The sequence below is a fragment of the Rhizobacter sp. P2_H3 genome, assembly GCF_056403355.1.
Genome location: NZ_JBFUFQ010000149.1, coordinates 1 through 14,512 on the forward strand (window position 1 = coordinate 1; position 14,512 = coordinate 14,512).

Consider the following 14,512-nt stretch of genomic DNA (forward strand, 5'->3'; position numbering starts at 1 on the left):
CGCCTGGCGTGCTGCTGGAGGCGCTGGCGCGCGGGCAGCTGCTCGCGCAGCAGGCGGCGCGGCGGCCCGACGGCAGCGTGCGGCTGGCGCGTGCGCGCAGCTCGCAGAACAGCGTGCTGCCGCAGGCGGCCGACTGGGCGCAGCTCGGCGCACCGGTGCGCTTCGACAGCGTGGCCGCACTGCGCGCCGAGCAACTGGCGCACCCGACGGCAGCGCTGCAGCCGCGGCACGCGGCACGGCGCTTCATCGTGTTCAGCCCGGCCGAGGTGGAGCCGCCGGCCTACGACGCCAACGAACAAGGCGTGGCGATGCTGCTGCGCGATGCGCAAGGTGCGCCGCTGCTGGTGCAGCGCTTCCACGAACGGCATGCGCCGCATGCGCTCGATGCGATGGCCGCTGCCGCGAGCGGGCGGCACGGTGCGCTGCGCCATGTGGCGGGCGTGCTGAGCTGGCAGCACGGCGTGCCGAGCCTGGAGCCGTGGGCGCTGGGCTGCGAAGGGGGTCTGCTGGTGCCGGATTTCGCGGCGGCGAGCGGCGCGCTCGGCGCGTTGCCGCTGGGCGTGGCGCGGCCGGCCGGTGCCGACCCCTGCACGCTGCAGCTCGAAGCGCTGCGGCAGCACCTGGCGACGCTGCTGCACCACGGCCTGGCGCGCCTGCCGCGCGGGTGGGCCGGCGAATCTGCACCGCTGGTGCGGCGGCTGGAGGCGGCCGGGCTGCGCGAGCTGTCGCAACGGCTGCAAGCCGTGACGCGCGAGGTCGCCGCGGCGCAGGCCAGGCCGGGCGACGTGCTGCTCGCACCGGCGCTGCTGCAGCTGCTGGCGCTGCGCCAATTGCATGAGGATGCGGCGCTGCTGGACCGCGGCGACTACCAGTCCCCGTAGGCCGCGACGATCCCGCGCAGCAGCGCATCGCGCTCCACGCCGAGGTGGTGGCCGCTCGCATCGCCCGAGGCATCCTTGCCGACCGCGGTGTGCACCACCACCAGCCGCAGCGCCGGGTCCACGAAGATCGCCTGGCCGTAGACGCCCAGCAGCATGAAGCGGCGCTGCCGGCCCGGCAGCAGCCAGGTCTGCAGGCCGTAGCCGAAGTAGCTGCTGCCGTGGTACTGCATCTGCCCGGGCCGGAAGGCCTCGGGCTGGCGCGCGGCATCGGTCATGTCGAGCAGGTGCTCGCGCGACACCACCGCGGCGCCGTTCACCTGCCCGTCGGCGGCCATCATCATCCCGAGCCGCGCGTAATCGCGCAGCGTCGCGTTGAAGCCGCCCTGCGCGAGCTCCACGTGGTCGGCCGGGTTCAGCAGCCAGCTCGCTGCCGCCTGCGCGCCGATCGGCTTCCAGATCCGCTCGCCGACGTAGTCGCACAGCGTGCGGCCGGTCGCGCCGCGCAGCACCAGGCCCAGCACCTCGGTCTGCGCACCCGCGTAGTTGAAGCGCTGCCCCGGCGCATCGCTGCGCTCGGTGACCTGCCGCGCGGCCTGCACGATGCCGGCGCGCCGCGCCGTGGCGTTGAAACGCGCGCGGTCGTCGTCGGCCGTGTAGTCCTCGACATAGCGCGCACCGGACGCCATGCGCAGCAGGTCGACCAGGCGCGTGCCGCCGTACAGCGTGCCCTTGAGCTCGGGCACGTAGGCCTCGGCCGGGTCGTCGAGCGACTTCACCTGGCCGTCTTCCAGCGCCTTCATCACCGCCAGCGCGGTGATCGTCTTCGCCATCGAGTTCGACAGCATCCGCATCGCCGGCGTGCGCTCGTAGTTGTAGCGCTCGGCGACGATGCGGCCGTCCTTCACGACCAGCAGGCCGGTCGCGCGCTGGTGCTGCAGGTAGTCGTCCAGCGTCAGCCGGTGGCCCTGGTAGCGGTAGCTGAACGTCGTCTCGGTGGCCGCGGCCTCCAGCGCGACCGGCTTGTCGGCCGGGGCCAGCGTGCACGCGGGGTTGAAGCTGTCCATCGCGCTGAACGAGCCGACGAGGTAGCGCTCCTGGTAGGCCTGCTTCAGCGTGCGGGCCGTCGGGTAGCCGTCGGCACGGCCGAGCGCCGCCTCGTCGGGCGCCGCGAGTGTCGCGAACGGGGCGAGCAACAGCAACGAAGACAGAAGGTGCAGGCGCATCGGCCGATTGTGCAGGCGTGATCAGCGCCTTCATCGATCGCATTCGCCGATCGCCTTCATCGCCGTTTCGCCATGGTCAGCCGGAAACTTTTCTTTACCGGCATGACACGTCAACGCACGCACCGCGTGTTCGTTCAAGGTTGCAACTAACGAAGTCCCCGCGCAACAGAGCAGTCGTGCCGATCCCCGGATCGGCATGGGTTGGCGGAGCTGTGCCCTGCTGTTCAACAACCTCACCTTCATACCATCATGCAACCATCACGCACCCCTTCTTCCTTGCTGCTGATCGCCGGCCTGTGTGCCACGCTTGCCGCCTGCGGTGGCGGCGGTGACGATTGCCCGCCCGCAGTCGACCCTCCGGTCGAGACGCTGCCCGACCTCAGCGACTGCTTCACGGTCAAGCCCGGCCTGCGCTACACGATCTCTGATCCGGACAAGACCTACATCGCGAAGTCGGCCCTCTACACGCAGGAAAAGTTCGACGGTGCCGTCCACCCGGTGCAGATCGAGTACTTCGACGTCGAAGGCACCTTGCGCGCCGCCGCGCTGTACTTTTCGGTCGAGGCGGACGGCGTGCGCTTCTGGGGCGACTACGACTACACACCCGAGAGCGTGCAGGCCACGAAGTCGGTCTACACCGGCTTCCTGGTGCCGAAGACGCTGGCCCCCACGCAGACGGTGACGATCCACTACACCGACAACAACTACTTCACGAACGGCGGCTTCCTGGCCGAAGCCGAGCAAGAGACGTGGACCTTCGAAGGCCACGAGACACTGACGATGGCCGGCCGCAGCTTTCCAAACGCCTGCCGCTTCAAGGTCGTCAACGATGCCCAGCCATCCTTCGGGACGACCGTGGTGTGGGCCGCGCCCGGCTACGGGCCGATCCAGTACAAGTTCATCGATGTCGACGGCACGGTCAGGGGCGTGCGCACTCTCGCCAGCGTGACCGAACCCTGAGCGCCGCGCGGTCATTCCCGTGAAACGTAATGTGTCGGCATGCCGGGCCGACACACAGGCCTACGAAGAAACCGCGGTGGTGGCGGTGCGCGACCAAGAATCCGCGCACCTGCCACTCCGCACCACCGCCATGAAGCTCCGATCCAGCACCCTCCTCGCCGCCGTGGCCATCGCCGCGACGGTGGTTCTCGTTACGCTGGCGGCACCGCCGGCCATCGGCACGCCCGCCGCCCACCCGGTGGCGGCGCCCGATTTCCAGGGCATCGCCACCTGGCAGAACTCGCCGCCGCTTGCGATGCAGGGCTTGCGCGGCAAGGTGGTGCTGGTCGACTTCTGGACCTACACCTGCAGCAACTGCCTGAACCAGCTGCCGTACGTGAAGGAATGGCACGCGAAGTACAAGGACCAGGGGCTGGTCGTCGTCGGCGTGCACACGCCGGAGTACGCCTTCGAGAAGTCGACGCCGAACGTACAGGAAGCGATCCGCAAGCTGCAGATCACGCACGCCGTCGCCCAGGACAATGACTACGCCACCTGGCGCGCGTTCGGCAACCAGTTCTGGCCGGCGCTCTACCTGATCGACAAGCAGGGCCGCATCGTCTACACGCACTTCGGCGAAGGCCGCTATGGCGAGACCGAAGGCAGGATCAAGGCGCTGCTGGCCGAAACGCCGGCACCGGCGCGATGAACAGGTGGTGGCTTGCGTTGCTGTTCCTGGCCGGCGGCATCTCGCACGAGATCCGCCAGCCGGTCGGCTGCCACTGCATCTCGGTGCGGCGTCAGTCGCGCGACTCGACCGCCGACGCGAAGACGTAGCCCTCGCTGCGCACCGTCTTGATGTAGCGCGGCTCGCGCGCATCGTCGCGCAGCCGCTGGCGCAGCCGGCTCACCAGCAGGTCGATCGAGCGCTCGAACAGCTCGGCCTCGCGCCCCTGCGTGAGGCTGAGCAGCTGGTCGCGGCTCAGCACCCGCTGCGGGTGGTCGAGGAACACGCGCAGCAGCCGGTACTCGGCACCGCTCAGCGCCACCATCACGCCGCTCGGGTCCAGCAGGTGGCGCGCCACGGTGTCGACCTCCCACTCGCCGAACGCCAGCCGGTGCGAGGCGGCCTCGGCGACCCGCATGTTGGGCGGCAGCATGCGGGTGCGGCGCAGCACGGCACGCATGCGCGCCAGCAGCTCGCGCGCGGCGAACGGCTTGGCGAGGTAGTCGTCGGCGCCCATCTCGAGCCCGAGGATGCGGTCGGCCTCTTCGTTGCGCGCGGTCAGCATCAGGATCGGCGTCGCCTTGTACTTGCCGGCGCGCAGGTCGCGGCACAGCGTCAGCCCGTCCTCGCCGGGCAGCATCAGGTCGAGCACGATCAGGTCGAACGGACCGGACTCCTCGAGCGCCGCGCGCATGTGCCGGCCGGTCGGCACGGCCACCACGCGCAGCCCGTTCTTGACGAGGTAGGTGGTCAGCAGGTCGCGGATCTCCCGATCGTCGTCGACGATCAGCACATGGTCGCTGGGCTTGGCTTGCATGGCCGTGACTGTAGTGCGCCGGGCGCCCGGATGCAGCGCCTTTGTATTGCAGTGTGTCCGGGCCGCGCGGCATCTACACGGCCATGCAAATCCGGGGGGCGCACGACACACCCCGGATACAGCGGGCCGTTGCAATACAGGCTCGCTTCAACCCAACCCTCCTGAAGGATTCGCCATGCTGCAGAAGATCGACAACGTTCTCTACACCGCCGCCACCCACACCACCGGAGGCCGCGACGGCGCGGGCCGCTCCAGCGACGGCGCGCTCGACGTGCAGCTGAGCCCGCCCGGCTCCGGCAAGCCCGGCACCAACCCGGAGCAGCTGTTCGGCGTCGGCTACTCGGCCTGCTTCATGGGCGCGATGCAGATCGCCGCGCGCCAGCTGAACCTCAAGTTCCCGGCCGACACCGCCATCGACGCCCGCGTGTCGCTCGGCAAGACCGCCGGCGATGCGAGCTACGCGCTGGCTGTCACACTGTCGATCACGCTGCCCGGCCTCGACGCCGACCAGAAGCGCCGGCTGGTCGACACCGCGCACCAGACCTGCCCGTACTCGCATGCGACGCGCGGCAACATCGAGGTCGACTTCCTGATCGCCTGACCACCTTCGCCGCATGATGCCCCTCTCGATCCCGATGCCACGCTCGCTGTTCGCCCGCGTCACGCTGATCATCGTGCTCGGCCTCGCGATCGCGCAGGGGCTGACCTTCGTGCTGATCCGCTACGAGCGCGGCATGGCGCTGCGCGAGCTGATGATGCTGGGCATCGAGCGCGACATCGCGAGCTCGATCGCGATCATCGACCGCCTGCCCGCCGCCGAGCGCGACGGCTGGCTCGCGCGGCTGGAGCGCCGCAACTACCGCTTCTCGCTCGGCGGCACGGCCGACGGGCCGGCCCCGGCGGCGCCGATGCTGCGGCAGTTCGCGACCGCCATCGTCGACGCGATGAAGCCGTTCGAGACGGTGCGCGTGGCCGAGGTGCAGCAGCCGGTCGGCGGCCTGCAGATCCAGGTGCGGCTGTCGGACGCGAGCATGGTGATCGTGCATGCGCGCCGCGTCGACATGCCGGTGTCGGGCTGGGTCAGCTGGGTGCTGGCCGCTCAGCTCGCGGTGCTGGCGCTGTGCGCCTGGATCGCGGTGCGGCTGCTGACGCGGCCGCTCGCGGCGCTGGCGGCCGCGGCCGACCAGCTCGGCCCCGACCTGAAGGGCCACACGCTGCCCGAGCAGGGGCCGAGCGAGGTCGCGCACGCGGCGCGCGCCTTCAACGCGATGCAGCAGCGCATCGCCGGCTATGCGGCCGAGCGGGTCGAGATCCTGGCCGCCATCTCGCACGACCTGCAGACGCCGATCACGCGCATGCGGCTGCGCACCGACCTGATGGACGACGGCCCCGACCGCGACAAGATGCGCCAGGACCTGGACGCGATGAACCTGCTGGTGCGCGAGGGCGTCACCTACGCGCGCACGCTGCACGGCGCGACCGAGCCGCCGTGCCGCATCGATGCCGACGCGCTGTTCGAGAGCCTGGTCGCCGACTACGAGGACGCCGGCGAACGCGTGCAGCTGGAAGGCCGCGCCGGCACGCCGATCGTCTCGCGCCCGAACGCGCTGCGCCGCATCCTGATGAACCTGATCGACAACGCGCTGTCGTTCGGCAGCGAGGTCGGCCTGCAGGTGCGCGCCGCCCCCGGCCGGCTGACGCTCGCGGTGATCGACAACGGGCCGGGCATTCCGGACGACCAGCTGGAGGCGGTGCTGAAGCCGTTCTACCGGCTCGAAGGCTCACGCAACCGCAGCACCGGCGGCACCGGGCTGGGTCTCGCGATCGCGCACCAGCTGGCGATCGCGATGGGCGCGCAGCTCAGCCTGCACAACCGCAGCACCGGCGGGCTCGAGGCCCGGCTGGTGCTGCCGCTGGACTGATCCACGGGAACGATCGCCATGCTCCTCACCCTCGTCATCGCCTGGCTCGGCGGCGTGCTGACCATCCTGAGCCCCTGCATCCTGCCGGTGCTGCCCTTCGTCTTCGCGCGGGCCGACCGGCCGTTCCGCTCGCACGGCCTGCCGATGCTGGTGGGCATGGCGGCGAGCTTCGCGGCGATCGCGTCGCTGGCGGCGGTGGGCGGCGGCTGGGTCGTGACGCTGAACGAGGCCGGGCGCTGGGCGGCGATCGCGCTGCTGGCGGTGTTCGGGCTCACGCTGCTGTGGCCGGGGCTGGCGGATCGGCTGAGCCGGCCGCTGGTGGCGCTCGGCGTGCGCTGGTCGGAGGGGTCTTCCGGTGAAGGCCGGGGATCGGCACTGTCACCGGTGCTGCTGGGCATCGGCACGGGCTTGCTGTGGGCACSGTGCGCCGGGCCGATCCTCGGGCTGATCCTCACCGGTGCGGCGCTGAACGGCGCGAGCATCGGCACCTCGCTGCTGCTGCTCGCCTATGCCGCCGGTGCGTGCACCTCGCTGGCGGCGGCGCTGCTGTCGGGTGGGCGCCTGTCGGCACTGATGAAGCGCTCGCTGCATGCCGGCGAATGGCTGCGGCGCGCGGCCGGTGTCGCGGTGCTGGCGGGCGTCGGCGCGATCGCGACCGGGCTCGACACCGGGGTGCTCAGCCGGCTGACGCCGGTGGGGACGACAGGGTGGGAGCAGGCGCTGGTGGACAAGGTGCAGCGGGCGGTGCGCTGACCTCAATCGGCGAAGTCGTACGGCCCTCCCCGCTCCAGCGCGCGCCGGTACGCCGGCCGTGCGTGAATGCGCTTCAGCCACGCCATCAGCTTCGGCCGGCTCGCATCCAGCCCCGCGCGCTGCGCCGCGGCCTCGACCGGAAAGCTCATCTGGATGTCGGCCGCGCTGAAGTCGCCGCCCGCGAACCACTCGCTCCTGCCGAGCTCGGCCTCCATGAAGTCGAGCTGCCGCTTCAGGTTCGGCTCGACCATCAGCGCCAGCACCTTGGCCGAGATGCCCTTCGCGATCGGCTTCACGAAGAACGGCATCGGCGATTTCGGGATGCGATCGAAGATCAGCTTCAGCAGCAGCGGCGGCATCGCCGAGCCTTCGGCGAAATGCAGCCAGTAGGTGAATCGCAAGGCCTCGGGCGTGCCCGCCGCGGGGGCGAGCCGGCCCTGGGTGCCGGGGCTGAAGCGCGACAGCAGGTACTCGATGATCGCGCCCGATTCAGCCACCGTGGTGCCGTCGTCGGTGATCACCGGCGACTTGCCCAGCGGATGCACCTGCAGCAACTCGGGCGGTGCCAGCATCGTCTTCGGGTTGCGCTGGTACTTCTTGATCTCGTACGGCACGCCGAGCTCCTCGAGCAACCAGAGCACGCGCTGCGAGCGCGAGTTGTTCAAGTGGTGGACAACGATCATGCGGTCTCCTGGAGGGCGGCCTGTCGAGCGGCCTGCGTGGCGCGCATTGTCACCGTGCGCGGCATCCGACAAGCGCCGCCGACACACGCGGCGCCTCGTCCGACAGCGATCTCAGGCACGCCCCACATCGGGTCGCCGCATCCACCGACACGGTGCGCGATGCACGAAACCTAGAGTCGCATCGTCCCTCGACTCCACTGAAAGGCAGTCCATCATGCACAAGGCTCTCAAATTCCTCACGGCCTTCGCGCCGATCCTCCTGGTCGCTGCCTGTGGTGGCGGTGACGACAGCATCGACGACCGGCTGGACATCGCCGACCCGAAGGTGCGCTTCATCCACGCGATCCCGGCCGGCCCGAACGTCGCGCTGTACCGCAACACCGAGATCTCGGGCGGCATCAGCGACGTCGGCTACCTGTACGCGTCGAAGTACTACGTCGTCGACACCGCACCGGCCGACTACACCGTGAAAACCACCACCGGCGGCGCCACCGTGGGCACGATCAACTTCAACCCGACGCGCGGCAACAAGTTCACGCTGATCGCGGTGCCGGGCGAAGCCACGACGACCAACCTGCTGCTGATCAACGATCCGTACGACAAGCAGCTGACCGCCACCAACGGCCGCGTGCGCGTCGTCAACGGCTCGTTCAATGCGCAGAACGTCGACGTCTACCTGACGGCCGCCAATGTCGACATCGCCACGGTGGGGCCGAACTTCGCCGCCGCGGCGTACAAGAGCGCGGTGCCGGCCTCGAGCTCGAACTCGACCGACTTCACCGCCGGCAACTACGTGATGCGCGTGACGACCGCCGGCACGAAGGCCGTGATCTTCACCGCGCCGATCGAGGTGCAGACCAACGCCGACCTGCTGCTGATGACGGTGCCGCAGAGCCTCGCCGTCAACGACGTGAAGGTGCTGGAGGTGATCGCCGACAACGGCCAGCCGAGCACCGAGATCATCAACCAGCCTTGAGGCTGCCGCGATGATGCGACGCCGCCAGCAGCAGCTGGCGGCGTTGCGCATGGGCCTCCAGGAAGCCGAGCACCCGGTCCCAGGGCACCGGCTTGCGGTACAGCAGCACGTTGGGCGGCAGGCCGCCGCGGCGCGCGATCTCGTCGTCGTCCAGTCCGGTGACGACCACCTGGGCCATCAACGCCAGTTCGGCATCGTTCTGCACCGCGGCGACCAGCCGGAAGCCGTCGACCGGCTCCATCTGCAGGTCGGTGATCAACACGTCGGGGCGAAAGCGCTCGAGCTTGAGCAGGGCCTCGATGCCGTCCGTCGCGAACTCGCACGAGATCGGCAGCCTGCTGCGGCGCAACACCTTCTGGTAGCTCAGCGTGGTGGTCGGGCTGTCCTCGACGATCAGCACCGTCATGCTCGACGACGGGGCCGGCACGGGCGCCGACGCCGCGCCGGGCACCAGCTGCAGCTGTCCGCTCAGCAGCGCCTGCACCGAGCTGCGGACGATGCGCCGGTGCCCGCCCGGCGTGCGCATCGCGAGCAGCACGCCGCTGTCCACCATCTTCTGGACCGAGGTACGGGAAACCCCCAGCAGGCCGGTCACCTCGCCCACGGTCAGTAGTTCCTCGTGTTCCACGGTGTCGGTCAACTTGCTGTCGGGAGAAGCGCCCATGTTACGGCCTCCGCCCGCCCCGCCCGGGCAACGTCCAGGAGATGATTCAGGAGAAGCGCTGCCGCAGCCACTCGCGCGCCCCGTCGGCCGAGGCCTCCAGCAACTGCGTCACCTCGTGCTGCACCACGATCGTGTCCAGCACCTCGCCGGCATGGCAGCGCCGCTCGATCTCGCGCACCCGTCGGCCGGCGTCGAAGCACCAGATCGATTCCAGCGAGTTCGCCAGCTCGTGCAGCACCGCGGCATAGGCCGCGCGGCCGCGCGCCGGGGCGTCTTCGAGCGCCGTGCGGCCGGTGTCCAGGTCTTCCAGGAACGCGAGCAGCACTTCGGCGATGCTGTCGGTATCGCCGTCGAAATCGGCCAGCGCACGCCGGGTGTCGAAGGTGACCTTCGGAAAGTTCATGAGTGAGCGGCTTCCAGGGTGGGGGTCAGGCTGATGCGGGGAATGAATTCCGGCAGCTCCGGCAGCGGCTCGTTGGCGGCGATCAGCGGCACGAGCTTGCGGATCAGGCCGTTGCGGTCGACCGGCTTCGTGATGTAGTCGTTCATGCCGGCCGCCTGGCATTGCTCGCGCTCGCCGCCCATCGCGAGCGCGGTCACGCCGATGATCGGCACGCTCGCCCCGCTGGTGTGGCCTGAGCCCGTCACGCCGCCCATCGCGCGGATCGCGCGCGCCGCGTCGTAGCCGTTCATCACCGGCATCGAGACATCCATCAGGATCGCGTCGAAGTGCGCGCCGGCCGCCTTCTCGACCGCCTGCTCGCCGTTGTTCGCGATCTCCACGTGCGCCCCCTCCTGCTGCAGCCACTTGCGCAGCAGCATCTGGTTGATGCGGTTGTCGTCGACCACCAGCACGCGCTGGCCGAACAGCCCGTGCGCCAGCGTGTCGATGCTGCTGTCGGGCTGGGTGTGCACGAAGCCGGTGGTCGACGCGGCGCGCGGCAGGAAGAAGATCACCTCGAAGCACGAGCCCCGGCCCTCGGTGCTCTCGACCTGGATGTCGCCGCCCATCATCCGCGCGAGCTGGCGGCACAGCGCGAGGCCGAGCCCGGTGCCGCCATAGCGCCGCGTGACCGACTCGTCGGCCTGCGTGAAGGCGGCGAACAGCCGCTTCTGCAGCGCCTTCGGAATGCCCACGCCGGTGTCGGTGATCGAGATGCGGATGCGGCTGCCGTCGGTCACGCGCGCATCCCGCGACTCGGCCACCTCGACCCGCACGCTGCCCGAGGTGGTGAACTTGATCGCGTTGTCGAGCAGGTTGTTCAGGATCTGCGTGATGCGGAACGGATCGCCCAGCAGCACCGGGTGGCCGACGTGGAAGCGGGCCTCGAAGCGCAGCCCACGCGATTCGGCCAGCGCCTTGAACGGCACGCAGGCATCGTGCAGCTGCTCCTCCAGGTCGAACGGCAGGCTCTCGAGCTCGAGCCGCCCGGCCTCGATCTTCGACAGGTCGAGGATGTCGTTGAGCAGGTTGCGCAGCAGCCGGGCGCTCGATCGCATCACGTCGATGTACTCGCGCTGGTCCGGTGTCGGCGACGAGCGCGTCAGCAGGTCCAGCATGCCGGCGATGCCGTTCAGCGGCGTGCGGATCTCATGGCTCATGTTGGCCAGGAAGCGCGATTTCACCTGCGCCGACTGCTGCGCCTCGGCGAGCGCCGCCTCCAGCGCGCGCGCGTCGCGCAGCTCCTGCGTCATGTCGCGCAGGAACAGGCACATCTTCGGGCCGTGCGGCAGCTTCATCAGCTCGCCGTACAGCCGCACCGTGGCGGCGCTGCCGTCGGCGCACAGGATGCTGCGGTCGAGCACCAGCCGCGTGCGCTGGCCGGCGCCGTGCGCCGCGAAGTCGAGCATCGTGCGCATGAACTCGTAGCGCTCGCCCGGCGGGATGATGCGGTCGAGCCGGCCGCCGACGAGCTGCTCGCCGCGCCAGCCGAACTGGCGCTGCATCGCCTCGTTGCAGATGCGCACGGTGCCGGTCACGTCGTACACCAGCACCGCCTCGGGCATCGCGTCGATCACGCGGCCGAGCGTGCGCAGCGCCTGCTCCTTCGCCCGCAGCTGGTGGGTGCGCTGCGCGACCACCTCGGACAGCGCATGCGCCAGCGCGCGCAGCTCGCGCGAGCCGACCGCCCGCTCGGGCGGCGCCTGCGCCGGTGCCTCCAGGTGGGTCGCGCGCTCGCGCGCCCAGCCGACCAGGCGCTCCAGCCCGCGCGCATGGCGGCGCATCAGCAGCCCGAACACGATGCCGCCGGTCAGCGAGATCGCGACGAACAGCACGACCAGCACGCCCACCACGTAGCGCACCGTGGTGTCGGCCGGACGCAGGCTGACGGTCGCGACCAGCAGGCCGTCGCCGCGCGGCAGCGGCACCCAGCTGCGCATGTGCGTGCCGTCGACCATCTGCCAGCCGGGATGCAGCGTCGCAGCGGGCACGGTGTCGAGCGGCAGGGCCGGCAGGTCGCCGTCGCTGCGCACGACGCGGGTCTCGCCCTGCATCGACAGCACGACGGCATTGACGTAGGTCGGCGCTTCGAGGTGGTTCTGCAGGCTTTGCCGCTGGGCCGCCGCCTCGAACTCGCTGCGCGGCAGGCCGCCGAGGTCGAGCGCCAGCCCGCGCAGGCGGCTCAGGCTGATGCCGCCGGCCACCTGGTGCATCGCCGATTCGACGTAGCCGAACGACACGACGCCCAGCGCGACGAGCACGACCGCGAGCGTCGCGGCGTGGATCACCAGCACCTGCGTCGCGAAGCCGCGCCGGCGAAACCAGTCGACGAACCGCGCCGCGGGTGGGCGGCGCGGTTGCACCTGAGTGTCCATGGTGGGTCAGATTAGAGTCATCGGCGTCGTCTTTGCAAAGGGCTCGGCCATCTCGAAGTACTGCTTGATCGTGAGAAGTTGGTCGGAAGCGTCGGTCATCGCACTGACGACGGCCGGATCGAAGTGCGTGCCGGCCTGCGCGCCGATCTCGCGGATCGCGAGGTGCAGCGGCCAGGCCGCCTTGTAGGGCCGCTCGCTGCTCAGCGCATCCAGCACGTCGGCCACCGCGACCAGCCGGCCCGACAGCGGGATCTCCTGGCCGCGCAGCCCCTGCGGGTAGCCGCTGCCGTCGAAGCGCTCGTGGTGCGACAGCGAGATCTCGGCGCCGAGCCGGATCACCGCCGACGACGAGTCGCGCAGCAGCTCGAAGCCGAGGGTTGGATGCCTGCGCATCGCCGTGCGCTCCTCGTCGTTCAGGCTGCCGCACTTGTTCAGCACCGCGTCGGGCACGCCGACCTTGCCGATGTCGTGCAGCGGCGCGGCCGCCACCAGCATCTGCGCCTGGGTCAGGCTGAGCCCGTAGCGGCGGCCGATGACGGCCGCGTAGTAGGCCATGCGCTCGGTGTGCTGCCCGGTGTTGCGGTCGCGCAGCGCCGCGATGCGCGACAGGTGGCGCAGCGTCGACTCGTCCTCGTCGGTGATCTCCGCCTTCTGCTCGTACTGCGCGAGCAGGCCCCAGCCGCCGTGCGATGCCGGCCCCTCGCGGCCGGCATCGGCCAGCAGCACGCGGTCGAGCACCGGCGCGGCCAGCGACGGCGCAGCCATCTCGAACGGCGCCTGTGCGGCGCTCAGCAGGCCGCGCACGCGGCCCAGCAGCTCCTCGCCGGTCAGGTCCTTGGACAGCACGTCGTTCGCCCCGGCCTCCATCGCACGCGGCCGCAAGGCCTCCAGCGACTGGCCGGTGAACATCACGATCGGCAGCTTGCGCGCCGGCGGGTAGTGGCGCAGCGCCTCGATGAAGCGGATGCCGTCGATCTGCGGCATGCCGTAGTCGACCAGCACCAGGTCCGGCAGCCGGTAGTGGCAGGCCTGCAGCGCCGGCCAGGCACTGCGGAACACCGTGACGTTGCGAAAGCCCCGTGTGTTCAGCAGCTTCTGCATGCGCACACCGACGACCGGGTTGTCGTCGACGATGCAGATGCGTGGCACGAAGGGCGCGAAAGGAAGGGTGCGTGGCGTGTTCATTCGGCCAGTCTGGCAGAAAGATCGACAAAAATCGATTGCGATTTATGTGATTAATACACCCCGCCACCCCCTCATTCCGGGGGGTCATCCTCACATTTGCGGACGGAATCTACCATTGCAGCCATCGGGAATGCGAGGGCTTGCGCGATGCATTCCACTTAATCACAATAATCGCCGTAAACACAACTTTCACACCGGAGGTGTCTTCATGAAGAACGTCCTGATCGCCGCCCTGCTCGGGCTTGGACTGGCAGCCCATGGCAGCGCATTCGCCGCGGGCAGTGCCTCGCAGAACTTCAACGTCTCGGTCAGCCTGACGCCGGCTTGCGTGCTCGGCACCGTCGCCGACATCTCCTTCACCTACACCGGCTTGCAGGCCGCGGCGGCCACCGGCAGCGGCGGCAGCTTCTCGATCCAGTGCACCGACCACCTGCCGTACAGCTTCTCGCTGGACGCCGACGCCGGCTCCACCGTGAATGGCACGTCGCGCACCTATACCGACCTGGCCACGCTGCTCTCCTACACGCTGACCACACCGGACGCCGGCACGGGCAACGGGTCCAGCCAGTCGCTGTCGCTGAGTTCGACGATGGCGGCCAACCAGGCAGGCTCCTGCCCGTCGGCGACCGTCTGCACCAACAGCGCGAGCGCCAACCGCAGCCGCACGCTGACGATCACCTACTGAGCCCAGCGAGGTCATGCACGCCCACCCGCGGGTCGGATCGCTGCGCCGCCGGCACGGCCGGGCGCCGCATTGGCACGTGCTGGGCGGCGTGTGCGCCGCGCTGGCCGGCGGCACCGCGTTGCCTGCGCGCGCCGGCTCCGCCGAGGCCGGCTTCGCGGTCCACATCGCACTGACGCTGCCGGCCGGTTGCAGAAGCAGCATCGAGCGCTCGGCCGGCGGCGCGCGCGTCACGCTCACCTG

16 protein-coding genes and 1 pseudogene are annotated in these 14,512 nt (G+C 70.1%); 10 read left to right on the forward strand and 7 right to left on the reverse strand.

What is annotated here, in order from left to right:
• Nucleotides 1-881 (forward strand): YehQ C-terminal OB-fold domain-containing protein (locus tag AC1D1T_RS22365; protein WP_477992513.1); only part of this gene is annotated, 881 nt, incomplete at its 5' end.
• On the opposite strand, the gene AC1D1T_RS22370 is transcribed toward AC1D1T_RS22365, so the two are convergent.
• Nucleotides 866-2,104: a serine hydrolase domain-containing protein gene (locus AC1D1T_RS22370; RefSeq protein WP_477826636.1), complete on the reverse strand. Its 1,239-nt coding sequence runs from the start codon at nucleotides 2,102-2,104 to the stop codon at nucleotides 866-868. The genes AC1D1T_RS22365 and AC1D1T_RS22370 overlap by 16 nt on opposite strands.
• 249 nt (nucleotides 2,105-2,353) lie before the next feature.
• On the opposite strand from AC1D1T_RS22370, the gene AC1D1T_RS22375 reads away from it, so the two are divergent.
• The 3 genes from AC1D1T_RS22375 (at nucleotide 2,354) to AC1D1T_RS22385 (ending at nucleotide 3,880) form a co-directional block, all read left to right on the forward strand.
• Nucleotides 2,354-3,064 (forward strand): hypothetical protein, encoded by a 711-nt coding sequence (locus tag AC1D1T_RS22375; RefSeq protein ID WP_465110856.1) that lies wholly within the window; start codon nucleotides 2,354-2,356, stop codon nucleotides 3,062-3,064.
• Nucleotides 3,065-3,194: 130 nt separating this feature from the next.
• The gene (locus AC1D1T_RS22380; protein ID WP_047500972.1) at nucleotides 3,195-3,752 is read left to right on the forward strand and encodes a thioredoxin family protein; all 558 of its coding nucleotides are present in this window, start codon (nucleotides 3,195-3,197) and stop codon (nucleotides 3,750-3,752) included.
• A complete protein-coding gene (locus AC1D1T_RS22385; protein ID WP_465110854.1) occupies nucleotides 3,749-3,880 on the forward strand; it encodes a hypothetical protein in 132 nt (43 codons plus the stop codon). Before AC1D1T_RS22380 ends, AC1D1T_RS22385 begins: the two co-directional genes overlap by 4 nt.
• Here AC1D1T_RS22385 and AC1D1T_RS22390 read toward each other — a convergent pair.
• Nucleotides 3,844-4,587 (reverse strand): response regulator, encoded by a 744-nt coding sequence (locus AC1D1T_RS22390; protein WP_047499990.1) that lies wholly within the window; start codon nucleotides 4,585-4,587, stop codon nucleotides 3,844-3,846. The two genes, AC1D1T_RS22385 and AC1D1T_RS22390, sit on opposite strands and share 37 nt — an antisense overlap.
• A gap of 175 nt (nucleotides 4,588-4,762) precedes the next feature.
• On the opposite strand from AC1D1T_RS22390, the gene AC1D1T_RS22395 reads away from it, so the two are divergent.
• The 3 genes and pseudogenes from AC1D1T_RS22395 to AC1D1T_RS22405 all read left to right on the forward strand — a co-directional run.
• A complete protein-coding gene (locus AC1D1T_RS22395; protein ID WP_047499987.1) occupies nucleotides 4,763-5,188 on the forward strand; it encodes an organic hydroperoxide resistance protein in 426 nt (141 codons plus the stop codon).
• 13 nt (nucleotides 5,189-5,201) lie between these two features.
• Nucleotides 5,202-6,509: a sensor histidine kinase gene (locus tag AC1D1T_RS22400; RefSeq protein ID WP_477839888.1), complete on the forward strand. Its 1,308-nt coding sequence runs from the start codon at nucleotides 5,202-5,204 to the stop codon at nucleotides 6,507-6,509.
• An 18-nt stretch (nucleotides 6,510-6,527) separates the two neighbouring features.
• Nucleotides 6,528-7,244: pseudogene (locus tag AC1D1T_RS22405) on the forward strand (cytochrome c biogenesis CcdA family protein); the annotation flags it as partial.
• A 20-nt stretch (nucleotides 7,245-7,264) separates the two neighbouring features.
• Here AC1D1T_RS22405 and AC1D1T_RS22410 read toward each other — a convergent pair.
• A complete protein-coding gene (locus AC1D1T_RS22410) occupies nucleotides 7,265-7,945 on the reverse strand; it encodes a glutathione S-transferase (protein WP_477826875.1) in 681 nt (226 codons plus the stop codon).
• A 214-nt stretch (nucleotides 7,946-8,159) separates the two neighbouring features.
• On the opposite strand from AC1D1T_RS22410, the gene AC1D1T_RS22415 reads away from it, so the two are divergent.
• Nucleotides 8,160-8,921, forward strand: a complete 762-nt coding sequence (locus AC1D1T_RS22415; protein WP_047499982.1) for a DUF4397 domain-containing protein — start codon at nucleotides 8,160-8,162, stop codon at nucleotides 8,919-8,921.
• Here AC1D1T_RS22415 and AC1D1T_RS22420 read toward each other — a convergent pair.
• Genes AC1D1T_RS22420 through AC1D1T_RS22435 form a run of 4 tightly spaced genes read right to left on the reverse strand, consistent with a single transcriptional unit; the run spans nucleotide 8,908 to nucleotide 13,587 of the window.
• Nucleotides 8,908-9,585 (reverse strand): response regulator, encoded by a 678-nt coding sequence (locus AC1D1T_RS22420; RefSeq protein WP_477826876.1) that lies wholly within the window; start codon nucleotides 9,583-9,585, stop codon nucleotides 8,908-8,910. The two genes, AC1D1T_RS22415 and AC1D1T_RS22420, sit on opposite strands and share 14 nt — an antisense overlap.
• 46 nt (nucleotides 9,586-9,631) lie before the next feature.
• Nucleotides 9,632-9,988 (reverse strand): hypothetical protein, encoded by a 357-nt coding sequence (locus AC1D1T_RS22425; RefSeq protein WP_047499979.1) that lies wholly within the window; start codon nucleotides 9,986-9,988, stop codon nucleotides 9,632-9,634.
• Nucleotides 9,985-12,402: a hybrid sensor histidine kinase/response regulator gene (locus AC1D1T_RS22430; RefSeq protein WP_477839890.1), complete on the reverse strand. Its 2,418-nt coding sequence runs from the start codon at nucleotides 12,400-12,402 to the stop codon at nucleotides 9,985-9,987. The genes AC1D1T_RS22425 and AC1D1T_RS22430 overlap by 4 nt, the downstream gene beginning before the upstream one ends.
• 6 nt (nucleotides 12,403-12,408) lie before the next feature.
• Nucleotides 12,409-13,587: an HD domain-containing phosphohydrolase gene (locus AC1D1T_RS22435; RefSeq protein WP_052211199.1), complete on the reverse strand. Its 1,179-nt coding sequence runs from the start codon at nucleotides 13,585-13,587 to the stop codon at nucleotides 12,409-12,411.
• Between the two features lie 208 nt (nucleotides 13,588-13,795).
• Between AC1D1T_RS22435 and AC1D1T_RS22440 the strand changes: the two genes are divergently transcribed.
• Nucleotides 13,796-14,272: a spore coat protein U domain-containing protein gene (locus AC1D1T_RS22440; RefSeq protein WP_047499977.1), complete on the forward strand. Its 477-nt coding sequence runs from the start codon at nucleotides 13,796-13,798 to the stop codon at nucleotides 14,270-14,272.
• 13 nt (nucleotides 14,273-14,285) lie between these two features.
• On the forward strand, nucleotides 14,286-14,512 hold a 227-nt coding region (locus tag AC1D1T_RS22445; protein ID WP_477992514.1), incomplete at its 3' end, for a hypothetical protein.